Origin of the sequence: Paenibacillus sp. MAEPY2, assembly GCF_000499205.1 — a bacterium.
GTDB classification, from domain to species: domain Bacteria; phylum Bacillota; class Bacilli; order Paenibacillales; family Paenibacillaceae; genus Paenibacillus; species Paenibacillus vandeheii.
Genome location: NZ_AWUK01000004.1, coordinates 40975 through 66369 on the forward strand (window position 1 = coordinate 40975; position 25395 = coordinate 66369).

Genomic DNA, 25395 nt, shown 5'->3' on the forward strand with positions numbered 1-25395 from the left:
CCTTCTATTATAAAAGGTAACTACAATGTGATTATTTGGTGTTGTCCACGGAATTCGCTCTGACTTTCAATCAGTTGTCCGATCCACTCGGTTCCATAACGGTTCAGGTAAAAGAGTGCATTATGTACTCTTTCCTGGGGTTTGTTCATGGGAAAGAGTGAGTTTTGCATCCCGTTCCAGTGTCTTAGACTCACATTGTGTTTATCTTTAATGGCTTTGTGGGTCTGCTGCTGCAGATACTGCATCTGTTCGATGATCTTGCCTATATTGGTATCTCCAATACGGTCCAGACCAGGATGAATCTCAGCGATCTGATCAAGCAATGGACGATATAAGTCGGCAAATGCTTGCTGAACTCGCTCAAATTGTTCATCGACCTGGAAGGTCTCCTGTTGTGCCAGCCACTGTTCCTTCTTTTCTTCCATATGGTATTGAACGTCCTGGAAAGAAAGACCGTATTGTTTCATATGTTTGTGATGAACATCTTCCATAATGGTAAAGGACAGACGCGGAAGTAAGATCGGCATCTGTAATCCGAAGCGGCGAAACGCCTCACGCGTTAACCCCCAATATGCGATCTCGCCTTGACCCAAAATAACAGCCGCTACAGGTAAAATGGAATCTTGCATTAAAGGCCGCGTCAATACATTGTTGCTAAACCGCTCAGGATGTTCAGCCAGTTCCTGAAGCAGCCGCTCTTCTGTAAATGAAACCAGACCTTTACGGTCAATGTACAATCCGTCTTTCAACATCAGAAGCAACCGTGCTCCATCATGTATGTAAAACAAATTGGCCCCATCTTCCGCGACTTCAGCAGGCATTGCATATCCGGCTTGTTCCAGCATAGAAGCGCCATATGAGTATGCATTGCGTAATGTCTCATTCTCACGAATTAATCGCTCAAATACCGGCTGCTCCAGTCTGCGCAAGTCTGGATCTGCTGCATCCATCAGAATAAGTCCACTACTTCCAAACAAGGCTGAAATTAATCGGGCAAACGCATCACTCAGGTTCGAACTCGATTGATGGATTTCGGTGATCAGCTTCATCAATCCTGATTTATGGACCGTATCTGGCAATACATGTTCCACCTGATCTAACACATTCATCCATTGCTCCGTTTCCACATGGACATAGCTCACGGAATCCCTGCCTGCGAATCGCCCCTGTAACTTGAGCTTCTTCATCTCTCCGTTGGGATCAGGTAAATACGTATGGTTGACTTCATCCCAGTCATGGTCTTCACCTGCAATCCAAAAAACGGGAACGACCGGCCGCTGTAGCCTGTTCTCCGCTTCCCGCGCAGCTGCAACTACACTTGCCGCTTTATAAATTACAAACAACGGACCTGTGAGCAGGCCGCTTTGTTGCCCTCCCGTAACAACCAACGCATCTTGTTCCGCGAGACGTGTGATGGATTCATGGACTGCACCATGATCATTCACGCGTTTATTATATATACGTAGATACTCTGCCAGACTTTGACGAGGTACACGTGTGTTCTCCGATTGGTCCAGCCACTCGGCACGTGTATGTAGCCCCGTTTCCCAGCGAATGTCATACTGGTAAAGGCCACGCGCAGCATCCCTTGAACAGACATAGTCTTCTGCAAGTCTCGTTCCGCTGCGGAGAGCCTCGGTAATACCTTTCATGAGGTCTGCCTCCTATTCTGCTTCAAAGAGCTTACTTGATTGTACCGAATGAGAGCCCTTTTCGTCAAAAGAAAGTGCATCAAAAAATAAAAAACCGCCGAACAAGGTCGGCGGTTTGATATTCATGGATTAGTCCAAATACAAATTGTACTTTTATACGTAAGGTTCTGAAACCCAGTGACCTTTGGATACCTCAATCAATTGAGCATTCTCCAGGTTGTATGGATCATTTGCAGGACCACCAGATCCATTCTTAAGTGCTTGTTCTTCCGGCAGCAAAATGCGACGTTTGCTCGCTTCTACTTCCGGATCAGGTACAGGGATCGCAGACAGCAATGTTTTGGTGTAAGGGTGAATCGGATTCGCATACAGTTCTTCACTTTCTGCCAACTCCACCACTTTACCCATATACATTACAGCTACACGGTCACTGATATGCTTAACCATGGACAAGTCATGCGCAATGAACAGGTACGTCAAGCCGAGGCGTTGCTGAAGTTCTTCAAGCAAACTAACGACCTGAGCCTGAATGGAAACGTCCAGTGCAGACAATGGCTCATCACAGATGATGAATTTAGGGTCTACAGCCAGTGCACGGGCAATCCCGATCCGTTGTCTTTGACCACCAGAGAATTCATGTGGATAACGGAGTGCATGGCTAGGATTCAGACCTACAAGATCCAGCAATTCTTCAACGCGTCTCTTCCGCTCTGCACGGCTTGACGCCAGACCATGAATATCAAGAGATTCACCGATGATATCCATAACGTTGAAACGTGGGTTCAAGGAAGCATAAGGATCCTGGAAAATCATCTGCATATCTTTACGCATTTCTTTCATCTTGCGCGGAGACAGCTTGTAGATGTCCGTTCCATTAAAGTTAACATTTCCGCCTGTTGGCTCATAAAGGCGCAGAATTGTACGGCCAGTTGTGGATTTACCACAGCCAGACTCCCCTACAACTCCAAGTGTTTCGCCTTCAAAAATATCAAAGCTAACATCATTAACCGCTTTGAGAATGTTCCCTTTGCCCAAATTGAAGTATTGTTTCAGGTTCTTCACTTGAACCAGCGGCTTGTTGGCACCTTTGATAATACCAACTGGAGTAGGCTTTTCTTTCTTAGGCTCGTCCAGACGAGGAAGAGCATTCAGCAATTTAATCGTGTATGGATGTTGAGGATTACTGAAGATTTCGGCAGTTGTTCCTGTTTCTACAACTTCGCCTTCCTTCATAACGACAACTCGATCACACATTCCTGCTACTACGCCAAGGTCATGCGTGATTAGCATGATCGAAGTTCCAAGCTTTTGCTGCATGTCTTTCATAACATCCAAGATTTGTGCCTGAATCGTTACGTCGAGTGCAGTTGTAGGCTCATCCGCAATCAGAAGGGATGGACGACATGCCAAGGCAATCGCAATCATAGCACGCTGGCGCATACCACCCGAAAATTGGTGTGGATAATGGTTCATACGCACTTCGGCATTTTTGATGCCTACAAGTTCGAGCATTTCCAATGCGCTTTTTTCAGCTTCTTTTTTGGACATATTCTGATGCTTGCGCAGTACCTCGGTAATTTGCTTACCAATTTTGATGGTAGGATTCAAAGAAGTCATTGGATCCTGGAAGATCATGCCGATATCTTTACCACGGATGGCTTCCATCTGTTTATCTGTCTTATTCAGCAGGTCCTGCCCGTGAAAAGTAATTTCTCCGCTTTTGACCTTCGAAGGCGGGGAGGGAATCAATTTCATGATGGTTTGGGCAGTAACACTCTTACCACTACCGGATTCACCTACGATCCCCAGCGTCTCTCCTTTGCCAAGTTCAAAACTCACATTTTTAACGGCATCAAATTCACCAGAACGCGTCGTAAACGACACACTCAGGTCTTTGACTGTTAAAATCGGCTCCATAATCCCACCTCCTATTTCTATTTACGTAATTTCGGATCAAGCGCGTCGCGCAAGCCGTCACCAAGCAAGTTAAATGCGAGCATTGTCATAACCATCAAACCTGCAGGGAACCACATCCGCCAAGGATACAGCGTCCAGCCTGTAAGTGCATCATTGATCATGGATCCAAGGGAAGATTTAGGTGCAGATACACCCAATCCGAGGAAGCTCAGGAATGCCTCAGCAAAAATCGCATTTGGAATGGACAACGTCAATGTGACGAGAATGGGTCCAATAGCATTTGGCAACAAATGACGGAAAAGCTGACGTCCTGTACTGGCTCCCATGGAACGAGCAGCAAGGATAAAGTCTCTGTTTTTGAGTTGCATAATCTCACCACGCACAATCCAAGACATACTAATCCAGCCTGTGATGGTAAGTGCAATGATAATCGTTGTCAGACTTGGCTCCAATACAACCAGCAACAAGATAACAACGAGCATGTAAGGCAGGGAGTACAGGATCTCGGAGAACTTGTTCATGATGCCGTCAACACGCCCACCGTAGAAGCCCATAATTGCTCCATAAATGACCCCGATAACAAGGTCAATTAAAGCAGCAGCTAGACCTACAGTAAGAGATACACGCGCACCTACCCAGGTTCTTACCCATACATCACGACCGAGTTCATCTGTTCCAAACCAGTGCTCCGCACTCGGTGCGGCATTGGCATTCAACAAATCATTGGAATAATAATTATAGCTTGAGAACAACGAAGTTGGACCAATCATAGAGAAAATCACAACAAGGACTAGAACAGCCAAACTAATCATAGCGGCCTTGTTGGTTGCAAGTCTATACATAGCGTCTTTGAATAGCGATACACTCTCTTGCGATTTCAACGCTGCCTGACTATCCAGGCCTGTGTTCACCGTTTCATTATTGTTTTTATTCGTGCCAGACAACGTTATGCCCCCTTCCGGCTTTCTAGCTTAATTCTAGGATCGATCAGCACGTAAGCAATATCCGTCAGGAAACGTGCAAGCATCAAGAGAATACCATAGAAGATTGTAATCCCCATAATCATCGTATAATCACGATTCGTAATACTCTCTACGAATACTTTACCAATTCCACCAATGTTAAAGATTTGTTCAATAACAACGGAACCTGTAATAATATTCGCAGTCATCGGACCAACATAAGTAACGACTGGCAGAATACCGTTCCGTAAAACGTGTTTAAACATGATAGCAGGCCATTTCAAGCCTTTCGCTTTGGCTGTCTTGATGTAATCTGCATGCAACACTTCCAACATGCTTGAACGCGTCAAACGTGCGATAAAGGCAATTGGTGATGCAGACAAAGCTGCAACTGGAAGCACATAGTCGAGTGGGCCATCGAAGCCCATAACGTTAAACCAGCCAAGTTTGAATGCGAAAACATATTGTACCAGGGACGCGAGCAAGAAACTCGGTACAGCAATCCCGATAACAGCGAGGATCATCGTAATATCATCAATCAGCTTGCGATGGTAAACTGCGGCAAGAAGCCCCAACAAGACACCCACAACAATTGAGATAATAATTGCAAAGATTCCAAGCTTCAGCGATGCTGTAAACGTTTGAGTGATCATACCAGATACATCTTGATTCAGGTATTTCATAGAAACCCCGAAATCACCCTGAATGATTCCACCCATATACTTCAGGTATTGTTCATACATCGGTTTGTCCAGACCGTACTTCACTTCCAAAAGCGCCCGAATTTCAGGTGAGACTTTTTTCTCGGATGTAAAAGGGTCACCTGGAATAGCCTTCATCAGGAAGAAGGTTGCTGATGCGAGTATGAAAAGCGATAGCAGCACAAATAGTAGTTTTTTCAGCACGTACTTAACCAACCCTTGCACACCTCCACAAACAATATTTTGTATACAAATCGATTGTAGAATTAGACAAGAATAATGTCCAATCCATTTATCGGAAATTTCAAGAATTATAAGGAAAATCGGTGCACATACAAAAAAATCGGGATATATATGGAATTCCACATATATATCCCGAAGTAATCATATAGACTTCAGAACAACTTATTTCTCTTCCAGATATGCACGAGTGAAGTCAATTGCTCCACTGAAATCAAGTTGTACGCCTTTCAGGTAAGGCTTAGTCAAAGATACATTTGTGTAGTAATAGATCGGCAATACGCCCATTTCATCTTGAATCAAGATTTTCTCTGCATCAGCAAATGCAGCCATACGTGTAGCTGGATCAGCCGATTTTACAGTTTCTTTAACATCTTTGTCATACTGTTCGTTGCTGAATTTGGAATCATTGTTTGTGTTTCCAGTAGTCCACATTTCCAAGAAGTTGTATGGATCGTTATAGTCCGCAGACCAGCCTGCACGAGCCACTTGGAAGTTTTGGTTTTGGCGGTTCTCAAGGAATACGCCCCACTCTTGGTTTTCCGTTTTCACGTCAACACCAAGGTTCTTCTTCCACATATCAGCAACAGCAAGAGCGATTTTCGCGTGACCGTCACTAGTGTTATAGATCAATGTTACTGCTGGCAATGTTGTGTAACCTTCTTCTTTCATACCTTCAGCAAGCAATTTCTTAGCTTCTTCTACGTTTTCAGTGAAGTAGTCATCTTTGTGCTCATCACGGAATTCGCCGTTTTCACCGCGGATACCTGGAGGTACAAAGCCGAAAGCTGGAATTTGTCCACCTTGTGTTACTTTGTCAACAATCAATTGACGCTCGATTGACATCGCAAAAGCCTTACGGATTTTAACGTTGTTAAATGGAGCTTCATTAACGTTGAACTGATAGTAGTACGTACTAGCAATACCAGTAGCTTTAAACTCGTTCGGCAATTCCGCTTTTACAGAAGGAATTTGGTCGGAAGGAATTTCACCGTTAGGTGCACCTGTATAGTCCAATTGTCCAGACTTGTAAGCTTGCAGTTCGGAAGCACTGCTGTTTGTCAGGGACATGTTGATTGCAGACAATTTAATATCGGAAGCTGCATGGTAGCCTTCGTTTTTCTTCACGACGATTTTTTGACCTTTAGCGTATTGATCCATTGTGAATGGTCCGTTAACGATCATGTTTTTGTAGTCTGTAAAAAATTTGTCATTCGTGTCAGCAGACTTGTGTACTGGGTAGTACGTGTAGAATGCTGTAAGACCCAAGAAGTAAGGTGTTGGGTTTTCCAACGTTACTTCCAGCGTGTGCTCATCAGTAGCTTTAACCCCTACTTGAGAGAAGTCTGTGATTTTAGTACCTTTATATTTTTCATCAACACTGCGGTTAAATCCTTCTGCACCTTTAATGTAATACAATTGGTAAGCATATGGAGAAGCTGTTTCCGGTTTCAACGCACGTTCCCAAGAACGTACAAAGTCTTCGGAAGTGATTGCATCGCCGTTGCTCCATTTAGCATCCGGGTTCAGGTTGAAAACATATTTCAGACCGTCCTCGGAAATTGTCCAGTCTTTAGCAACGCCTGGAGCTTCTTTGCCATCAGCGCCGATACGCACAAGACCTTCATACAAGAATTTCAGAACAGTGTTGGTTTGGCTGTCTTTTGCTTGAGCCGGGTCCAACGTAGGAGGTTCAGCTGACAGGTTAATTTTCAAGACTTGATCTTTAGCAAGACCATTTCCTTCGGTTGCAGAACCATTATCGGTGTTACCTGTGCCTTCGTTTTTCGAACCGCACGCTGCAAGTACGGTACCGAACGCCAAAATCAGCGTCAAAAGGACTAATAGACTTTTCCTTTTCATCTAACACTTTCCCCCTAAATTGATGTGGTATATGTTTATAGATTATACAACCACCGGTCAAAAAAATCTACATTACTTTTTCAGAAAGTAATGTTTTTTTCAGTTTTCGACAAAATCGACACATTTTTTAACCCTTTTGCGTTATGTATCCTCACATCTGTTTCAAGAAGTATCTAAATAGTCCAAATAAAGTAAACAAAACGTACCCAAAACTCATTATTACGAAAGCCATGCGCCAAACGGCCCGGAACATTCTACCCCCATCGACCTTACCTTTGAGTCGATTTTGTGCTCCGCCGATGAATCCAAGTGCTATTAGTATGAGTATTAGTGTTAAATAAAATCCAAAATTCGAATCAAATGTTAAGTTGAATAACGCCGACACAGAGAAAATAAGGAATACGGTTGTCACATCCATGGCCGAGCGCAACGCCACACGCTTATCTTTCTTCCATCCATACATGATCCAATAAACCAGAAAAAACGGAAAGAACGGCAGTATGCTCAACACTATAAAAAATCCCATTAACTCACTCCTTCCGGTTGCATACCTTCAATCAGATGAAGCAGTACTTCATGCATCGGCGCAGTCAGGCCACATTGACACGCCAGCCTTACGATTTGACCGTTAATGGCTTGCACCTCCGTTAGTTGTCCATGCAGAACATCCGAAAGCATGGAAGATGTATTCGAGGCTGTAGAACGACAGACGGAGAGTATTTGTTCCCACATATCTACATCTAGAAGTATTCCGTTTGCTTTGTATACTGCTGACGCCTCATCATATAGCTGACGCATAAATACAATTCGCTCTTCCTTTTTAATTAACTCACCGTTGGGAATACGCCATATCGCAGTAAGTGGGTTAATGACAGCATTGATTAACAGCTTCCTATAAATAAGCTTATCGATTTCATTCGACACTGTACAGCCAAATCCTGCCTGTTGCAAAAGTCCCTGTAAACGAATGGACTCATTCTGATCCATTGGAGTTGGGGCGGAGTAAGGTTTCTCTTCACTTTTACCTATCCAGGTCTCCCCTTTCCCAGCACGAACGACTCCATCCTGCTGACGTTTCGCCCCTTCAGTGGTTATGACGCTGTATATATTAGAGTGCGGCAAGTTGGATTGTACATAATCCAGATGCCCGACCCCATTTTGAAAACATGCGATGTTTATGGATTGCTTCTCCAACGAACCAATTTCACGAATAACATCATGTATTGCTGTCTGCTTCACCATTAATAATAGCCAATCTCCAGGTAAGTCTTCCCACACTCGGGTTAACTCCGTAATCGGCTTGACCTGGATATGGTCAGGTGGAATCTGGATGGTTTTCTCCCTTTCGATGATCTTAAATCCTTCTACACTTAGTTTATTCGCCTGTTCAGCCGTTCTGGTCCAAAATCGAACCTCATTACCTGCGTCCTGAAGCTTTCCTCCATACAAAAGACCCAGTGACCCTGATCCTACAACGTCAATGATCATGCTGCATCCCTACTCTCTGCTCCAATAGTTGCTTTTATCTATAATAGAACAAAAACAGTAAACAAAAAACCCGTCATACCCGCCGTTATGTAACGGAGGTGTGACAGGCCTAATCTAATGCTGATCCACAAATACATTTTCCGATTATTCAATTCGTTCCAGATTCCCGTTGGCGTCCATTTTGAATCTCGTTTTGAGTTCCTCTTCTTCTTCCGTCAGAAATGCGAGTCTGCGAGCACGATCCATAATCTGAATCAATGCTTTATAATCGTCATTTACGACACGATAATCGGTCTGTACTTCATTCACTTCCTTGGACAGACGGTCATTCTCGCAACGCAGTTCATGAAGTTCATCCTCTTTTTCACGAAGCTCTTTCTCAAGCATCTTAAGCTGGCGACCGTTTTCCTGCACTGTTCCCTTCCATTGCCGCAAGAATCGTATAACCGCATCAATGGATAGAGAGTCTTCCGAAATCCCATCCGCTTTGTACAGATTTTCTTCCGTATCCAGGGTAGACAAAGCTGCTACCTGTGGTCCAAGCAAAACCGGTTGTTTGCGAAGATAACTCCGCTTTTGTCGTTGAGCCTTAGCATTGCTAATGGCAGACTCATACTTCTTACGTACACAGCTGTTCCAGCGAAAACCGCAAGCGGCAGAGGTTCTGCCTATTTTTTCGCCAACCTCTTCAAAAGCAGCCAGTTGTGTGCTTCCTTCCCGAATATGACGCAAAGTAACCTCTGCCAAAATCAAATCGTCCTCTGTACTCCAAGCATCCTGTCTCACTGCAGTCATGCTATAATACCCTCCTAACAACATCCTAAAATAACCGTCCCCATTACCGATTTCCCGGCATGTGAATTAGGTATAAAAGCTGCTTCATTCATTCTTATGCCTCTCATAGAGTTCATAGAATTGATTTCATACTAAAATGTATTTCCACATTTATGTGTGCTCATACGTTGCATATACAAAACAAACTATACGTTAACTCGTTTTGGTTAAAAAAGAATTCGCTTTCATATCCAAATTTGTTTACACCATTTTCCTTTCCCGGTATAATGTTGTGTAGACAATCTATGAACGTACATAGGAGAGGAGGACTTACCGTGGCGCGCATGTTTCGGGTACTCGGGTTCTTCACGCTAGCGATTGGCCTAATGGCTTTTGCGGGAGACTTGGTCGAAATGGCTTTGCTTTTTTTCCTGCAGACTGCGTTTTTTGTCATTTTGGGATATTTGAAATTCACCGAACGTACGTACATATTGCTCTTCTGGGGTTATATGATCGTGACTTTCACAGGGTTCAGCTACTGGACCGTATTCGAAATGGGATTGCCGCTTTAATCCGCCAGCAGCATCAAAGCGATCCGGCTATAGTCGGATTGCTTTTTTGTCGTTTTCAGATTAAATGACCATTCTTTGTGTTATGTAACCACTACGGATATTTCACGTATCTATTTCATATATTGTCTGGAAGAGATAAGCTTGTTCGTATCTATTTAGATAAGGAAAGGAGAATGATAGGTGAAACGTCGATACGGCATTCCTGGCTTTATTGTATGCATTATATTTTTGATCCAGCTACCTTGGACTTATGCCTACGGAGAGCCTTCCTCTGAGGATACACGCGAAATTTTGCAACAAAGCCTATCCATCGTCGAAATCGATCATGAAATCGAACGTATTGCAGAAAGACAAAAACAGCTGGACGAACAGCGTCAGACGTTATCCATTCAGCTTCAGGAACAGAAAGAACAGATACATACTCAGCAAGACCGTGCAGGTTCAGTTGTAAGATCCTACTATACAGGGGAGCGTGATAGTCTCTTGATGACGGTTCTGGGGGCAAGATCCTTTAAAGACCTGTTTGTTCTATACGATTACTATCAGATTATTATTGGCAGGGATCAGGCTGTTCTGGACAAGTATCAGGATCGATATCGCGCCATGCAGCAAACGTCTGCCCAGATTAACCAAACCTCTTCAGAACTGTCTGAACTCAAAAACAATCTTCAAAATCAACGCGAACGCGTACTTGCCTTACAAAAAGAAGTGGACGGAAAAGTAGCCGCCAGCGGGGATGCTGCAGCCATGCAAAAATTGATGGATGAGTTAACCATCTATTGGGAGAACATCGGCATATACGAGGTCAAGCGATACTTCAAAGCATTGGCAGCAGCCATGCAGAACCTGCCGCAATTTATCCAGGAACAGAACGGAGGAATCTCCACTACTGGAACGACGTACACAATTCGCATTGGACAAGATGAACTGAATACGTTTCTGCGTACCCAAAATCCCATCTTCGAAGACTTCGCCTTCAAGTTTGAAAAAGATCAGATTACTGCCTCGGGACAGCGTGATCAGTTGCAATTAAGTATTGAAGGTCATTATACGGTCGAGAATGAACCGCAGAATTCAATTCGTTTTCATGTGGATAAACTTGTGTTTAATCAGTTAGAACTCCCCGATACCACACGTCGTATGATGGAACGGGAATTCGATCTCGGATTTTACCCACAGAAAATCCTGTCGTTTGTCAAAGCCACTGAGGTATCCACAAGTGAAGGCATACTTGAAGTGAAGCTTGCTATTTCATTTTGATTCGCTCTGCAAGGCGATAATGCTTTTTACGTATTGATTGGCCGTAATCTCTCCCGCAAGTAGTTGTTGGACCTTCTTTTGAAAGGCAGCAGTCTGTATAAGACTTTCAGTCATTAAAGACGGTGAAGATTCAGCTGGAAACCAAGATTTTATATCAGTGGTATCATATTTTGTTATTAGTTTCTGTGACTCAAGATCTAGTTCTTGCTGCTTTGCTGGCAAATAGTTAGCCTCCTGGTACCACTCCGATTGCACGGAAGAGGAAGTCATACCTTCAATCCAGCGGCTGGCCTCTTCCGCCTCAAGTGAGCCAGCTGCGATAACAAGGCTTCTTGAGCCTAAAGGTTCCAACATACTGAGGGCTATCCTCTCCATTGAAGCCTGATCTCCTGCCCTGCCTTGATTTCCGCTTAACAAACGAGACAGTAACGTTACTACCATAGGAGCATCTGTCTGATTATTAAGGGCAGAGAGCGTCGGATTTATTGATTCACCCGTAATATGAGGCTGGATCTGATCCAGTAGTTGTGTGACCTGTTGGTACGCCTCCGTTTGGGAAGAAGTTTGCGCTTTCTTGATTTTGTCGGGGGCCATACCTGGTTCAAACTGATTCAACCATGCACTTACCGCATGAAGGTCATTCAAGTTTATTCTAATTAAATCCGTTCTATCCTGTGCTGCCTGTTGTACAAGTTTAATCCACTGCTCCTTATTTTCAGGCAAAGCTGCCAAACCGGCTTCATCTAGGAATGAAGAGCGAGCTGCGATTACATAGGGATCAAAATCAAACGGCATTCCCCATTGATACCCATTCCACTCGGTCATTTCCCGCAAGCCCACCACCGTTTCTCCCAAAGACTTGGACAGCGTTGTACCGTTTAACGGATACAGATGTCCTTTTTTGGCATGGTATTGAACTTCTGCGCTGTCCAGAAGAATAATATCTCCGCTCTCTCCTACCGAAAATTTATTATCAAGCACTCGCTTATATGTATCCGGCTCTAAATTGCGCAGATTAATTTCCACATGCTGAGAATCTGCTACTTCATTAGCCATTCTTTGAAACGACTGAAAGTCTGTCTCAGACATTGACACCACAATCTCTAACGGGGCATGATGGTCCTCATTACGAGATGACGTGTTAGGAAAAGCATCTTTTTCCTGATCCCGTTCCTGATTATGCTGTGAACCTCTAAAATCAAAGCTGGGAGACAAAATCGTTAACGAAAGCAGCAGTACTGCGAACAAAACAACCTGATGACCACGCTTCATTAACTTCTCCTCCTTGCTCACCTAATTTTTTCCTGCAACGTTCATTGTAACAAATAAGTAGTGCTCTTGTCCTATCCTGCCAAAAAACAGTTTTCCGATATTTTGCATACTTCGAGCATATCGAGTTCTGTGCAATAACTGATTTTTATTTTTTCAGCAAAAAACCGGCTCTAAGAGCCGGTTCACTAGAAACATTTTCCGGGAAATAACTCCCCGTAATTCTATAACAAATCCGCTGCAAGCTGAGCCAGCTTGGAACGTTCTCCTTTTTCCAACATAATGTGTCCGCTGATCCCCTCTTGCTTGAATCGCTCCACAATATACGTCAGACCATTACTTGCTGAATCCAGATAAGGGTGGTCAATTTGCTCAGGGTCACCCATCAAAATAATTTTACTGCCTTCGCCCACCCTTGATACAATGGTCTTCACTTCATGGCGAGACAGATTCTGTGCTTCATCGATGATAATGAACTGTCCTGGTATGGAACGCCCACGAATATAAGTGAGGGCTTCAACCTGAATGCTGCCAAGACCCATCAAAATTTTATCAATGTCGCCTGCTTTTTTGGTATCAAACAAAAATTCCAAGTTATCATAAATCGGCTGCATCCACGGTCTCAGTTTTTCTTCTTTTTCTCCGGGTAGATAACCGATATCTTTCCCCATTGGAACAACCGGGCGAGCGATCAATAATTTTTTATACTTATGGTCATCCTCCACTTTAAGCAATCCCGCAGCAAGCGCCAACAAGGTTTTCCCCGTTCCCGCCTTCCCTGTAATCGTGACAAGTGGAATGTCATCATTCAGAAGCAGTTCCAGAGCCATACGCTGTTGCGCGTTACGTGCACTGATGCCCCATACATTATCATTACTCAGGAAAAGTGGCTCCAGCTTCGTTCCCTCTGTATTTACTTTGAGCAAAGCTGATTTATTGGTTCCCATCTCATCCTTGAGAATTACAAATTCATTCGGGTAAAGCGAATAAGACAACTGTAACGGTTTGATTGGTAGAAAGCGATATGTGTAAAACTCATCAATGACCGAAGGATGAACCTTCAGTGCAGTATATCCTGGATATAATTCACTGAGACCTGCCGTCCGATCAGATAAGTAATCCTGTGTGAATAGGCCGAGTACATCCGCTTTGATACGAACAAGCACATCCTTGCTGACCAGAACCACTTGTCGTTCAACAACCTCTTTCTCATTTTCCTCAATCTGATAATTCAGGGCGACGGCCAAAATTCGATTATCATTGGACACTTCTCCAAACATTTCCTGTACTTTCACAAAACTGCGGTGATTCAGTTCCACTTTCAGATTGCCTCCATTAGCCAAAGGCACCCCACTGTGCAAATGTCCCAATTCACGTAATCCATCAAGAAGTCTCGATACATTGCGGGCATTGCGGCCAATCTCATCAGCATTTCTCTTTTTGGAGTCGATTTCCTCCAGTACAACCGCGGGAATGATTACCTCATGTTCTTCAAAGGCAAATATGGCATTGGGGTCATGCAGAAGCACGTTCGTATCCAATACAAAAATCTTTTTCATTCAATCCCCTCCAAAGCGGCGTCGTTAAAGGCATGGACTAGAACGTAAACTCGGGAATGCCAGATTAAATCATTTTGTTACCATACATGGGCAGTCCTTTTTTCCTTTCCCAAGTTCATCTTTGATCGTGTGATCTTTCAGCAGCGGCATGGACAATCATGCTCCCATACATAAATGTATTCGACTAGGACAAAATAATTGTCAACCATTCTGAAAAACTCCAGGAAAGGATGAACATTTATGAAATATTGGGTTTGCACGCTGCTTCTGATCTTTATACTTACAGGCTGCAACAGTTCTACGCGTAATGCCTCGCAGCAACAAGGTCAGCATGCCAAAGGCTACGGAGGAAATGTTACAACTCAGCAAGATCAACGTAAAGGATCTCACATGCTCAATACTCAGGAAGATCGGTTGCACCCTTCTGCTGTGGATCATCTGACCGAGAATACAGGTGAGGTTCATGAGAAAAACGTCAAGAACAACACCACGGCTGATCGGATGCCAAATGAAAAAAGGGTCACCCACCTCAAGACACTTGCCAAGCAAGTGGAAGGTGTTAAAGACGCCAACTGTGTCATTCTTGGCAATACAGCCGTAGTTGGCATTGATGTTGACGGTGAACTGGAACGAGCACGAGTGGGTACCATTAAGTACTCTGTTGCCGAAGCCCTCCGCAAAGATCCGGAAGGTGTGGATTCCATTGTTACCGCAGATGCCGATGTTTCTGAACGAATCAAGGAAATTGGTGAGCATATTCGTCAAGGTCATCCGATATCCGGTTTTGCCTCAGAACTTGCTGACATGGTTGGCCGAATCATTCCCCAACTGCCCAAAGATGTCAAAGTCCGTCAAAATCCGGATGAACATGTAGAGCGTAAACAACAAATGCAGCAGCTGCATTCGTCTGACAAAAGACAACAAAAAGCCCAGTGATCTCTCACTAGGCTTTTTTCATGGCAGTAAAAACCTGCTCATCTAATTTCTCAGCAGCACGCTGATCATATATTTTGACATATTGAGGCACAGAGGACAGTTGGGCTCCATAAAAAAGCGCATTCCTTACCGCTTCAATGGAGATGTCGAAACAGCACATATTAAACGGAACATCCAGTAACGGATTTTGTCGTACGGAAGCACGTCCGTTTACCGCATACACCATCTCTTCTCCAAAAATGGTGACGGTAATAGCCGGATTTTCGATCATATTGTTCACGAGACGTGAACGATGGTCAATCGCCACACGCAGGGTAGAAGCATTCTCCGCATAAACCCAGGAGATTGCTGTTGAGGTTGGACCTCCAGTTTCAACGTCCACGGTGCTCAAGAGCACAAATGTTTCGTTCTTGAATTGCTGTAAAAGAGATTCAGTCAATTGTGTGACGGCTTCGGACATCCAACCAGCCCCCTAATCTTCTTTATGCAATTCTTGATTCATTGTTGATGTTATTATAGCATACCACCAAAGCTGCTTCCAATCCTAAAAGAATGCATGTTACTCGGCTGATGGAGAAGCTGTTACTTTACCTGAGAGTGTATCCTGCAACGCCTGTTTGGCATTTGCCAATTCGGTTTCGTTGATATACACATAGGGACTTCTCCATTCTCCGGTTACAGGTGTGTAGTGCACATCCGATTTGGAAATATTCCAATAGGTCGAAATGAAGTTCTTCATTTGTTCTGATTCCACGTCTGTTGTCATGTTCTCATCAACGGCACCGATCACTTTACCAATTTTCGTTACACCGCCCAATGATTTCAACTGATCCAACATGGAATTCAGCACTTGATTCTGACGTTTATTTCGGTCAAAATCGTTGGATTCATCTGTTTTTGGTTTACAGTTCGACTTACGATAACGAACAAAATCAAGTGCTTCTTTGCCATCCAAATGCTGTGCGCCAGCCACCAGATTAATATCTGTGCCATCGGCCGTATCTTTGTAACACATGTTTTTATCCACCGTTACATCCACGCCACCTACAGCATTGACCGCATCACGGAACGCTTGAAAATTCAGGACTGTAGTATAATTAATATCCACATCCAGATATTTGCCCATCATTTCTTTCATCTGATCCTCTGCATTTTTGCCAGAGGTTTTTTCTTGTGCTTTGAATTTGGGATAGTAGGAGTTCAACTTGTTTGCTTTGTAGCCATCCAACTGAATACGCGTATCCCGAGGTAAAGACACAATAGTTGCCGTCTTGGTCTCCGGATTTAGAGAAGCTACCATAACCACATCTGAAAGGTACGTACCTGTCTCAGGACGGTTATCTGTTCCTAATAACAACATCGTAATCGGTTTGGTCTTGGCTGACATCCCTGGAGGTACTGGCTTGTCAATGCCCGTATCCGCTACCTGGTTGTATACCCAATACGCATATCCGCCGCCTACCACTATTGCAATAACCAATAAACTTAAAATTAGTCTGCCAAAGGTACGCATCCGTCTCTTCTTCTTTGGTTGCTTGCCTTTACCGTTCTTCGATCCAGAAGCGCCGGATTGAGTGGGTGCCTGTCTCCGTGGAGGCAGTCCGTTCGAATTCGAGTTCATATCTTCAACACCTTTATCACATCTGTTTTGGCCTATATATAAGACAACCGCTTTCCCTAGGGAAAACGGATGGTCTATACTATAGAATTTATGAGTTTCGAGCGGCAGCTTCCGCTTTTTTCTTTTGACGACCTTCAATGAAATAGCGCACTCGCACTAACAGCATCAAACCAACGGCTACCAACAAACATTGAATGATCGGCAGCTTGTCGATTTGAAAAACAAGAAGCATGAATGTGCCCATCGCCATCAATACATAGAGAACGATTTCCTTACCAAGTGGCAATTTCTGACGTACCCGAAACACCTTGTTATATACGTAAGTAATCAATACAAAGATGACGATGTAGGCTACGATCGGGTTTGATGCAAACCATGCTTGCATGCACAGCCAGCTCCTTTCGTGTTCATGCTAGATATAAGTTAATTGTTGATTATACCCTTTCGATAACTCAAGGGAAGTACATGCGTGGTGACCGTTTCGGTTTCGGATCGTTCTTTCGATCGCTGTTGTCTCCAAATTTTCTTGAACGAATCTTCAAAGGTTAAAATTTGGAGACAAAGGCGAGCGCTTCGCTTCTTCAGAATCGATTCCGATCCCTTCACTACTTTTGCTGTACAAACCTTTCGTTACTTTCCGTGTATCCTCAAACATTAACCTTTATCTTCTAGTTTAGTTGTCGTTAGGCGTTATTTTGTAGCCATTTTACGTTGTTTCTCTGCACGCTCACGCTCGGATTTGTTCAGGATCTTCTTACGAAGACGAATAGATTTCGGTGTAATTTCACAATATTCATCTTCATTCAGATATTCAAGTGCCTGCTCCAGAGAAAAGATAATCGGAGTTTTAATTTTAACCGTATCATCTTTACCTGAAGAACGAACGTTAGTCAGTTGTTTTTCTTTGCAGATGTTAACAACGATATCATTGTCACGTGTATGTTCACCAACAATCATACCTTCGTAGATTTCAGTACCTGGCTCCAAGAAGAGAGTACCGCGATCCTCAACGCCCATCATGCCATAGAACGTAGATGTACCAGTTTCAGTTGAGATCAGTACACCTTGGTGACGTCCACCCACTTGACCGGATACTACTGGAGCGTAGCTGTCAAATGCATGGTTCATAACACCGTAACCACGAGTCAATGTCAGGAAGTTTGTGCTATATCCGATCAAACCACGTGCTGGAATCAGGAACTCCAGACGAACTTGTCCACTACCTGTGTTGACCATGTTAACCATCTCTGCTTTACGTGCGCCCAGGCTCTCCATTACGGAACCCATGCTTTCTTCAGGGATATCAATCAACAAGCGCTCAACCGGTTCCATTTTCTTACCGTCAACTTCTTTAATGATAACTTCCGGTTTCGATACTTGCAATTCATATCCTTCACGACGCATATTCTCAATCAGGATACCCAAGTGAAGCTCACCACGTCCGGAAACGACAAATGCATCCGGGCTTTCCGTTTCGTCAACACGAAGGGAAACGTCTGTTTCCAATTCTTTGAACAAACGCTCACGAAGTTTACGGGAAGTTACCCATTTACCTTCACGACCTGCGAATGGACTGTTGTTCACGAGGAACGTCATTTGTAGGGTAGGCTCATCGATTTTCAAAACAGGAAGTGCTTCTGGATTGTTCGGATCAGCGATGGTTTCACCAATGTTGATGTCCTTGATCCCTGCAATGGCAACGATGTCGCCTGCTCCTGCTTCTTCCGTCTCAATACGTTTGAGACCCTGGAAACCGAACAGTTTCTCGATACGTGCAGTTTTGCTCTTACCATCACGCATAATAACCGTTACCGATTGTCCTTGACGGATCACACCGCGGTTAACACGACCAATGGCAATACGGCCAAGGTATTCATTGTAGTCCATCAAAGTAACGAGGAATTGAAGTGGTTCTTCAACATTTTCGGTAGGGTGTGGGATATGACTAACGATGGTATTGTAGATCGCCATCATGTTGTCATCCTGTTTCGCAGGATCATTATCCATGCTGGATGTTCCGTTCAATGCGGAAGCATATACAACAGGGAATTCAAGTTGTTGATCGTTGGCACCCAGTTCAATGAACAGGTCCAGTACTTCATCAATAACCTCAGTCGGACGAGCCGCTGGACGGTCAATTTTGTTTACAACAACGATTGGTGTCAGGTTGTGCTCCAGTGCTTTACGAAGTACGAACTTCGTTTGTGGCATACAGCCCTCGTAAGCATCAACAACGAGTAATACGCCGTCAACCATTTTCATGATACGCTCCACTTCACCACCAAAGTCGGCGTGTCCTGGTGTATCCACAATGTTGATCAGGTAATCTTTATAGGTAATAGCTGTGTTTTTGGCCAGAATCGTAATACCGCGTTCACGCTCCAAATCGTTGGAGTCCATTGCGCGCTCCTGTACCGTTTCGTGATCACGGAAAGTACCGGATTGCTGGAGCAACTTGTCGACGAGCGTTGTTTTCCCGTGATCGACGTGGGCAATAATCGCAATATTGCGAATGTGTTCTCTTGAATGCATGGTTTGTATCCATATCCTTTCCAATTTCAATTCTTATCTACTAAACTTCCCGCAAATTCGCAGGTTACTCACCCAAAATAAGCGTCGGTGATATCCCGACGCATGTCTATATCCCTTATATTATAGTTGATCATAGGTAAAAATCAAGATATTTCGCTTGAAAGACCACTGGGAATGTTACCATCCTCTCCCTTGGCGTCTACGACCAAACAGCAACCATACCCCGCCTACAATCAAAAGTACTGCTAGCACGTAGATAATACCGGTGTGAAGCAATGTAAATCCGAATAAAATAATTGAAAGGCTACCCATACCCAGTGCAACCGGAAGCACCAGTGCAGGTCTTCGTTGATCGGCCAGTGCATATTCCAGCAAACCAATGGCAATCCCAAGCAAAAACGTTGGCCAAAGGCTGCTCATCAAACCGCCGCCCCATGTATTCGTAATCCCGAACAATAGACCATAGATGGTTAACGTGCCTGCTGGAACGAGTGACCAGGATGGTGTAAGCCTTGCATAATAACATGCATGAAGAGCAATACCTGGCAACAAAATAAGCAAAGGCCAGAAGTGCCGTCCCATGAAGCCAAACACACCAAATTTACCTAGTAAAATGATAATACCTGCAACTAAAATAAATATCCCAATTGCTTTTTCATTTTTCATCTACAATCACCTCTTATAACATTTGGCTATGTATCCCGTAAGCTGAACGAAAAGCATTCCCAGCATTCCATGATGACTGACTGCTTCCAGCCTGCTTCTAGTTTAGCCGATGTGTATGCAAAAAACTACACTTTATGTCGTACTTCGCCTCTCCATTATCCTGTATTACCCTAAAATGGCCGGACTATGACTTAATTGAGTCAGCCCTCTCCTGCAGAGCACATCATATACGACAAAAAACTGCCCTTAAAGGGCAGTCTACAGCTATATTTATCATTCATCTATCATTCATTTATCAAAATCAATTTACACGTTTCGACGAACAAATTTATGGGCTCCGCCAACCGCGACTACAAGACAAGCCATAGCTACAGGCAGGAATGTATGTGCCTCAGCTGCCATGCCGCCAAGCCACTGGCCCAGCTTTGGATCATTCATCACCATTTCACCCGCTGTGAAGGCCAGAATACCTGAACCGGCAAACACCAGAATCGGAAATCGCTTCAACAAACCGACAATTAATCCGCTGCCCCACACCACAATCGGAATACTTATGGCAATTCCGATGACTGTGAGCGCCAGGTCCCCATCCGCCAGAGCTGCAATTGCGAGAACGTTGTCCAGACTCATAACAAAGTCAGCAACCAAAATCGTTTGGATGGCTTTCCAGGTGGTGGACGCCTTACGAATATGTACTTCATCTTCATTCTGAAGCAGCAGCTTGACGGCAATCCAGAGCAACAGCAGACCACCTGCCGCCTGAATAAAAGGAATGCCCAGGAGCAGCACGGCTGCAAAGGTTAACACACAACGTAAAACAACCGCGCCGAAAGCTCCCCACCACACCGCCTGCTTGCGCTGTGTTGCTGGCAAATCCTTGCTTGCAAGTGCAATAACAACCGCATTATCTCCACTCAGAACCAGATTGATCATTAATATTTCGGTCAATAGCCATAACGTATCCATGCTTCTCATCCCCCCACTCTAACTTGTATGTCAAAGTTGTCCATGCTATTCTTAAACGTTGAACAAGCTTTCTTAGGGTTGGAAATATAGAAGGAGTGACATCGTATGGAGCTGTTTAGCCCCGCTTTTTGGCTAGCGTTGTTGAACGTTGTATTTATTGATCTAATTCTGGCTGGCGATAATGCCATCGTAATTGGTCTCGCAGCTCGAAATTTGCACCCCTCTGTGCAAAAAAGGGCGATTCTTTATGGAACAGGCGGCGCACTGTTGATTCGCATTGTGGCCACTGTGATTGTGCTCTGGCTGCTCAAAGTGCCTTGGCTACTTCTTGTTGGGGGATTACTGCTAATCTGGATTGCGTACAAGCTATTGGCAGATCAAGGGGAAGAGCATTCGGATATTAAGGCCGGCAGTTCTCTCTGGGTAGCTGTGCGAACGATTGTGATCGCAGACGCTGCCATGGGACTGGATAACGTCATCGCTGTTGCTGGTGCAGCTCAGCAGCATCTGGTACTTGTTATACTCGGACTGCTGATCAGTGTGCCTATTATCGTTTGGGGCAGTACGCTGTTCATCAAATTAATTAACCGTTTCCCTTGGATCATTTATCTTGGAGCCATCGTGCTGGGATATACGGCTTCTAACATGATTACAGAGGAGCATCGTCTTGTGCCTTTCTTCACTGAGCATCCTGCACTGAGAATCTTATTTATCGTTCTCGTCACTGCGGGTGTTGTGTTCGCCGGATATCGCAAACGTGCAAGCAGCAAAAAACCAGGTGGAGAGCGACAGCACTCCTATTCCTAAGCTTTTAATAAAATGTTGCTCCCAATTCCCACAGGTAGCATAAAAAGGACTGACCGATAATACATTGGCCAGTCCTTTTTCTTTTTGAAGATAACATAGTCCTTATTATGTCATTCAAACAAAACACGGGTCCTCAGAACCACTCTTCTTTCATTTCATTAGCTTCATCCTGCTGACTGGTTACCATAAAGTTTTCGCCTGCATGGAGCGTAATTGTTTCTGTCTGCTCCACTGCCTGCTCCACCCATTCTGGCAGCTGACTCATGGTTGCTTCGATTTTGTCCACAATGCGAAGATTTGGGTTCGTGGTTGGAGATTTCGGTACAAAAAGAGTACAACAATCCTCATAGGGCAGAATCGATATATCGTACGTTCCGATCTGTTTGGATAGCGTTATAATCTCCTGTTTATCCATCATGACAAGTGGTCGCAGCAACGGCAGATCCGTCGCACGCCCAATAACATTCATGCTCGGCAGGGTTTGGCTTGCTACCTGACCCAGACTATCTCCGGTAATTAGTGCAAGCGCACGCTCACGTTCAGCCAGCTTAGTGGCAATACGTAACATGGAGCGGCGCATCAGTGTAATGATTAAGTTATCTTGTCCCAGTTGGGTAAATGCCGTTTGAATTTCCGTAAAAGGAACCAGATGCAGTTTAATTGTGCCTGCATGATCAGCAAGTGCACGCGCCAAATCAATGACCTTTTCTTTGGCACGCTGGCTTGTGAACGGATAACTGTAAAAGTGGACGCATTCCACTTCCAGGCCTCTACGCATCGAAGACCATGCCGCTACAGGGCTGTCTATACCACCCGATAGTAAGAGCATCGCTTTTCCATTCGTACCCAGGGGGAATCCGCCTACGGCCGGAATAACCTCATTGAAGATATATGTGCCCTGATCCCGAATTTCCACGCGCAGTTCAATGTCAGGTTGACGCACGTCTACACTCAACTGCTGGAATTTCCGAAGAATCGGAGAACCTACCAGATGGTTCATTTCATGCGAAGAACTGGGGAACTCTTTCCATACACGCCGCACATTAACTTTGAATGTAGTCCCTTCTTTGAATTCACTCACTCTTTCATCCATAAAAGCAACGGCCGTCTCCACGATCTGATCAAGCTCAGATGGAGTCACTTTAACCGGACTGATCGACATAACACCGAACACTCGTTTCAGCACAGAAATCAGTTCAGTATGAGATTCGCCACCCAAATCGACATACAACCGTCCAAACTCCTTCCGGAGACTTGCGCCTGGATACGGTTTGAGCAGGGAACGTACCTGGGTAATGATCGTTTTTTCGAACCGGGCACGGTTTTTTCCTTTTAACATAAACTCTCCGAAACGGAGAAGCAGCATATCATATTTCATCTAAAATCACATCCGCCTTTCCAACGGGCGCAGCTGCGCCACCATCTGATGTAAAGCCTGCCCGAGCAGAGCCACATCTTCTTCTGTATGTTCATCTCCAAGACTAATACGCAATCCACCCGCAGCACAAGCATTATCCCTGCCCATGGCAAGCAATACCCTGCTGGGTTCTGCTGATCGCGAAGAGCAGGCAGATTGTGTAGAAACGGTTACTCCAAGTTGTTCCAGGGTATGAAGCGCCACTTCTGCCTTCATTCCAGGATAAGAAAAATGAACTATGTGCGGTGCTCCCTCTTTACGACTATTTAGGACAAGTCCGGGAATCGTATCGATGACCTCCATAATACGATCTCGCAAAATCGTTGTACGCTGTGCAAAATCAGCCTGACGTTCTGCTGCGAGACGCATCGCCTTCGCCATACCGACAAGCAAAGGTACGTTTTCAGTTCCCGCTCTCAGTCCCTGCTCCTGGGAACCTCCTGACAGTAGAGGCGTAAGCTGCACTCCACTTCGTACATAGAGAAGTCCCGCTCCTTTGGGACCACGAATCTTGTGAGCAGACAAGCTGTACAGATCCGCCCCCCATGCTGCAGGTTTAGCCTCCATTTTGCCAAAGCCCTGCACGCCATCCACATGAAAAAGCACCTTTGGTGCTTCCTTTTTCAGACGTGCTCCGATTTCAGCAATTGGATGTATCGCTCCTGTTTCATTATTCACATGCATCAGACTCACAAGCACCGTGTCCGGTCTTATGGCATCCATCATCTGCTGGGCGCTAATCAGCCCGTCGGAATCCACGGGAAGCCATGTGACCTCCCAGCCCCACTGCTGCAACTGTGCAAAACTTTCATATACCGAAGCATGTTCCGTTGCCGTTGTAATAATATGCTTGCCGCGAGACTGATACTGTAATGCCGCGCCTTTGAGGGCAAGGTTGTTGCTCTCGGTTGCACCTGAGGTAAATATAATTTCTTCCGGCTTCACATCAATAGCAGCTGCACAGACAGATCGCGCTCGGCGCAACAGTTGATGGGCTCGCTCACCATACCCATGAATCGATGATGGGTTCCCATATTGTGCCTCCATAATCTCAGTCATTGTAAGAATGACATCCGGATGAGGAGGCGTCGTTGCGGCATGATCAAAATATTTCAAATGAGGTTCCCCTCCTTGTCTCTTCGTTGTGGAATCTACAGTGAGCATTGTAACACGATCCCCGCTCAACACAAAAAGACCAAACAGGAACTACGCACATTTAAGGGCTGCTGTTCCCGCGTTTGATCTTTTACTGGACGTACTGTTGTGTATGCCATTTCTTTGGTATAGACCATTTACACCATATATTTCGACTGCGCTTTCTCCACTTTGGAGATATAAGCCTGTGTTTCCGAAGGAAGACGGTTAAGTACACTCATCAATTCAGCGTCATTCGATACACCCAGACTCGAAACCCGTCCCGGTCCGGCATTATATGCAGCAAGTGCCATCTTCACCTCGCCACCAAAACGCTGGAGCTGGAGAGAAAGGTATTTGGTTCCACCATCTATATTTTGAGCGGGATCGTAAGCGTTACTTACCCCCAACCCTGCTGCCGTGCCATCCATTAACTGCATGAGTCCTTTGGCACCTGCGGAAGACACAACATTTGGATTGAAGCCGGATTCTGTATCAATGACTGCCTTAATCAAAGATTCAGGCACCCCATATTTGGCGCTCGCTGAAGCAATCAAAGATTCAAAATCCGTAGGTACAGATGCACCCGAATCCACTACTCCAGTGTTTATCAGAGAAGATAAAGAAGCCACATTACTGTTTGAGGAAGAAACAGAACTTGCATCCGGACTATACATGCTGCCCAGTTGCAGCCACAACAGACCATCACTGGATCGTTTGGAGATCGAAGCAGAGTTCACGTCTTCTCCTACGGTATGGTTTAAAGAATTTGAATTCGTCCCGAGCAGCCCGTCCATCATACTGGCAAAATCCACCGTTGAATCGGAATTTCCATCCGATGCATTTGTTTCGTTGAGACTATTGGACAATTGCAGTTCCAGCAACTGCCGCGACGCGCGCGGATCAATCTGCATGAGTTATATTCACTCCCGTATAATGTAAACGTAGATTATGACTTTATTCTACATTATTTTACAGGAAGGTTCTATCGTTTTCAAAATGTTTTCAAAAAAATAAACCGATTGTACAACATCATTGCGTAAATGCGAAAGAAACCTT

At 44.6% G+C, this 25395-nt stretch carries 23 protein-coding genes; 4 read left to right on the forward strand and 19 right to left on the reverse strand.

Going from position 1 to position 25395, the window contains the following annotated elements; translation table 11 throughout:
- Positions 1-20: 20 nt before the first annotated feature.
- From bshC to P364_RS0101705, 8 genes are all read right to left on the reverse strand, one after another.
- Entirely contained in the window at positions 21-1652 is a 1632-nt protein-coding gene (gene bshC / locus P364_RS0101670; RefSeq protein ID WP_024628428.1) for a bacillithiol biosynthesis cysteine-adding enzyme BshC, read from the reverse strand.
- A 153-nt stretch (positions 1653-1805) separates the two neighbouring features.
- The gene (locus P364_RS0101675) at positions 1806-3569 is read right to left on the reverse strand and encodes an ABC transporter ATP-binding protein (RefSeq protein WP_024628429.1); all 1764 of its coding nucleotides are present in this window, start codon (positions 3567-3569) and stop codon (positions 1806-1808) included.
- A 17-nt stretch (positions 3570-3586) separates the two neighbouring features.
- Positions 3587-4450, reverse strand: a complete 864-nt coding sequence (locus P364_RS0101680; RefSeq protein WP_373456220.1) for an ABC transporter permease — start codon at positions 4448-4450, stop codon at positions 3587-3589.
- A 65-nt stretch (positions 4451-4515) separates the two neighbouring features.
- Positions 4516-5448 carry an ABC transporter permease gene (locus P364_RS0101685; protein ID WP_024628431.1) on the reverse strand — a complete coding sequence of 311 codons (933 nt, stop codon included), beginning with the start codon at positions 5446-5448 and terminating at the stop codon, positions 4516-4518.
- 189 nt (positions 5449-5637) lie between these two features.
- Positions 5638-7335: a peptide ABC transporter substrate-binding protein gene (locus P364_RS0101690; protein ID WP_024628432.1), complete on the reverse strand. Its 1698-nt coding sequence runs from the start codon at positions 7333-7335 to the stop codon at positions 5638-5640.
- Positions 7336-7486: 151 nt separating this feature from the next.
- On the reverse strand, positions 7487-7861 hold the full coding sequence (locus tag P364_RS0101695; protein WP_024628433.1) for a DUF3397 domain-containing protein: 375 nt from the start codon (positions 7859-7861) through the stop codon (positions 7487-7489).
- Positions 7861-8823 carry a ketopantoate reductase family protein gene (locus P364_RS0101700; protein WP_029880646.1) on the reverse strand — a complete coding sequence of 321 codons (963 nt, stop codon included), beginning with the start codon at positions 8821-8823 and terminating at the stop codon, positions 7861-7863. The genes P364_RS0101695 and P364_RS0101700 overlap by 1 nt, the downstream gene beginning before the upstream one ends.
- A gap of 144 nt (positions 8824-8967) precedes the next feature.
- A complete protein-coding gene (locus tag P364_RS0101705) occupies positions 8968-9618 on the reverse strand; it encodes an RsfA family transcriptional regulator (RefSeq protein ID WP_024628435.1) in 651 nt (216 codons plus the stop codon).
- Positions 9619-9932: 314 nt separating this feature from the next.
- Here P364_RS0101705 and P364_RS0101710 point away from each other — a divergent pair, with 314 nt between their 5' ends.
- Both P364_RS0101710 and P364_RS0101715 read left to right on the forward strand, forming a co-directional pair.
- The gene (locus P364_RS0101710) at positions 9933-10169 is read left to right on the forward strand and encodes a DUF2626 domain-containing protein (protein ID WP_017687281.1); all 237 of its coding nucleotides are present in this window, start codon (positions 9933-9935) and stop codon (positions 10167-10169) included.
- 180 nt (positions 10170-10349) lie between these two features.
- A complete protein-coding gene (locus P364_RS0101715) occupies positions 10350-11429 on the forward strand; it encodes a coiled-coil domain-containing protein (protein WP_024628436.1) in 1080 nt (359 codons plus the stop codon).
- On the opposite strand, the gene P364_RS0101720 is transcribed toward P364_RS0101715, so the two are convergent.
- Positions 11421-12701: an ABC transporter substrate-binding protein gene (locus P364_RS0101720; protein ID WP_024628437.1), complete on the reverse strand. Its 1281-nt coding sequence runs from the start codon at positions 12699-12701 to the stop codon at positions 11421-11423. The two genes, P364_RS0101715 and P364_RS0101720, sit on opposite strands and share 9 nt — an antisense overlap.
- Before the next feature lie 221 nt (positions 12702-12922).
- Entirely contained in the window at positions 12923-14257 is a 1335-nt protein-coding gene (locus P364_RS0101725; RefSeq protein WP_024628438.1) for a PhoH family protein, read from the reverse strand.
- 240 nt (positions 14258-14497) lie between these two features.
- Here P364_RS0101725 and P364_RS0101730 point away from each other — a divergent pair, with 240 nt between their 5' ends.
- Complete coding sequence (locus P364_RS0101730; RefSeq protein WP_024628439.1) at positions 14498-15193, forward strand: YhcN/YlaJ family sporulation lipoprotein; 696 nt, start codon at positions 14498-14500, stop codon at positions 15191-15193.
- 7 nt (positions 15194-15200) lie between these two features.
- Here the strand turns inward: P364_RS0101730 and P364_RS0101735 are convergent, their stop codons facing one another.
- The 6 genes from P364_RS0101735 to P364_RS0101765 form a co-directional block, all read right to left on the reverse strand.
- The gene (locus P364_RS0101735; protein WP_024628440.1) at positions 15201-15653 is read right to left on the reverse strand and encodes a pyridoxamine 5'-phosphate oxidase family protein; all 453 of its coding nucleotides are present in this window, start codon (positions 15651-15653) and stop codon (positions 15201-15203) included.
- A gap of 99 nt (positions 15654-15752) precedes the next feature.
- Positions 15753-16814, reverse strand: coding sequence for an LCP family protein (locus tag P364_RS0101740; RefSeq protein ID WP_024628441.1), 1062 nt, complete (start codon positions 16812-16814; stop codon positions 15753-15755).
- An 88-nt stretch (positions 16815-16902) separates the two neighbouring features.
- Positions 16903-17199: a YlaH-like family protein gene (locus P364_RS0101745; RefSeq protein WP_024628442.1), complete on the reverse strand. Its 297-nt coding sequence runs from the start codon at positions 17197-17199 to the stop codon at positions 16903-16905.
- A 305-nt stretch (positions 17200-17504) separates the two neighbouring features.
- Positions 17505-19346: a translational GTPase TypA gene (gene typA / locus P364_RS0101755; RefSeq protein ID WP_024628443.1), complete on the reverse strand. Its 1842-nt coding sequence runs from the start codon at positions 19344-19346 to the stop codon at positions 17505-17507.
- Between the two features lie 177 nt (positions 19347-19523).
- On the reverse strand, positions 19524-20012 hold the full coding sequence (locus P364_RS0101760) for a hypothetical protein (RefSeq protein WP_024628444.1): 489 nt from the start codon (positions 20010-20012) through the stop codon (positions 19524-19526).
- Positions 20013-20318: 306 nt separating this feature from the next.
- On the reverse strand, positions 20319-20978 hold the full coding sequence (locus P364_RS0101765; protein ID WP_024628445.1) for a TerC family protein: 660 nt from the start codon (positions 20976-20978) through the stop codon (positions 20319-20321).
- Positions 20979-21083: 105 nt separating this feature from the next.
- Here P364_RS0101765 and P364_RS0101770 point away from each other — a divergent pair, with 105 nt between their 5' ends.
- Entirely contained in the window at positions 21084-21785 is a 702-nt protein-coding gene (locus P364_RS0101770) for a TerC family protein (RefSeq protein WP_024628446.1), read from the forward strand.
- Between the two features lie 133 nt (positions 21786-21918).
- Here P364_RS0101770 and thiI read toward each other — a convergent pair whose 3' ends face one another.
- From thiI to P364_RS0101785, 3 genes are all read right to left on the reverse strand, one after another.
- The gene (thiI, locus tag P364_RS0101775) at positions 21919-23163 is read right to left on the reverse strand and encodes a tRNA uracil 4-sulfurtransferase ThiI (protein ID WP_024628447.1); all 1245 of its coding nucleotides are present in this window, start codon (positions 23161-23163) and stop codon (positions 21919-21921) included.
- A gap of 6 nt (positions 23164-23169) precedes the next feature.
- Positions 23170-24318 carry a cysteine desulfurase family protein gene (locus tag P364_RS0101780; RefSeq protein ID WP_024628448.1) on the reverse strand — a complete coding sequence of 383 codons (1149 nt, stop codon included), beginning with the start codon at positions 24316-24318 and terminating at the stop codon, positions 23170-23172.
- Between the two features lie 176 nt (positions 24319-24494).
- A complete protein-coding gene (locus P364_RS0101785) occupies positions 24495-25250 on the reverse strand; it encodes a lytic transglycosylase domain-containing protein (RefSeq protein WP_024628449.1) in 756 nt (251 codons plus the stop codon).
- Between the last annotated feature and the right edge of the window lie 145 nt (positions 25251-25395).

What these genes read in the sequence shown, in the direction of transcription:
- bshC (WP_024628428.1), bottom strand. Translation starts at nt 1,652, where the DNA reads ATGAAAGGTATTACCGAGGCTCTCCGCAGCGGAACGAGACTTGCAGAA.
- P364_RS0101675 (WP_024628429.1), bottom strand. Translation starts at nt 3,569, where the DNA reads ATGGAGCCGATTTTAACAGTCAAAGACCTGAGTGTGTCGTTTACGACG.
- P364_RS0101690 (WP_024628432.1), bottom strand. Translation starts at nt 7,335, where the DNA reads ATGAAAAGGAAAAGTCTATTAGTCCTTTTGACGCTGATTTTGGCGTTC.
- P364_RS0101695 (WP_024628433.1), bottom strand. Translation starts at nt 7,861, where the DNA reads ATGGGATTTTTTATAGTGTTGAGCATACTGCCGTTCTTTCCGTTTTTT.
- P364_RS0101700 (WP_029880646.1), bottom strand. Translation starts at nt 8,823, where the DNA reads ATGATCATTGACGTTGTAGGATCAGGGTCACTGGGTCTTTTGTATGGA.
- P364_RS0101705 (WP_024628435.1), bottom strand. Translation starts at nt 9,618, where the DNA reads ATGACTGCAGTGAGACAGGATGCTTGGAGTACAGAGGACGATTTGATT.
- P364_RS0101720 (WP_024628437.1), bottom strand. Translation starts at nt 12,701, where the DNA reads ATGAAGCGTGGTCATCAGGTTGTTTTGTTCGCAGTACTGCTGCTTTCG.
- P364_RS0101725 (WP_024628438.1), bottom strand. Translation starts at nt 14,257, where the DNA reads ATGAAAAAGATTTTTGTATTGGATACGAACGTGCTTCTGCATGACCCC.
- P364_RS0101730 (WP_024628439.1), top strand. Translation starts at nt 14,498, where the DNA reads ATGAAATATTGGGTTTGCACGCTGCTTCTGATCTTTATACTTACAGGC.
- P364_RS0101735 (WP_024628440.1), bottom strand. Translation starts at nt 15,653, where the DNA reads ATGTCCGAAGCCGTCACACAATTGACTGAATCTCTTTTACAGCAATTC.
- P364_RS0101740 (WP_024628441.1), bottom strand. Translation starts at nt 16,814, where the DNA reads ATGAACTCGAATTCGAACGGACTGCCTCCACGGAGACAGGCACCCACT.
- P364_RS0101745 (WP_024628442.1), bottom strand. Translation starts at nt 17,199, where the DNA reads ATGCAAGCATGGTTTGCATCAAACCCGATCGTAGCCTACATCGTCATC.
- typA (WP_024628443.1), bottom strand. Translation starts at nt 19,346, where the DNA reads ATGCATTCAAGAGAACACATTCGCAATATTGCGATTATTGCCCACGTC.
- P364_RS0101760 (WP_024628444.1), bottom strand. Translation starts at nt 20,012, where the DNA reads ATGAAAAATGAAAAAGCAATTGGGATATTTATTTTAGTTGCAGGTATT.
- P364_RS0101765 (WP_024628445.1), bottom strand. Translation starts at nt 20,978, where the DNA reads ATGGATACGTTATGGCTATTGACCGAAATATTAATGATCAATCTGGTT.
- P364_RS0101770 (WP_024628446.1), top strand. Translation starts at nt 21,084, where the DNA reads ATGGAGCTGTTTAGCCCCGCTTTTTGGCTAGCGTTGTTGAACGTTGTA.
- thiI (WP_024628447.1), bottom strand. Translation starts at nt 23,163, where the DNA reads ATGAAATATGATATGCTGCTTCTCCGTTTCGGAGAGTTTATGTTAAAA.
- P364_RS0101785 (WP_024628449.1), bottom strand. Translation starts at nt 25,250, where the DNA reads ATGCAGATTGATCCGCGCGCGTCGCGGCAGTTGCTGGAACTGCAATTG.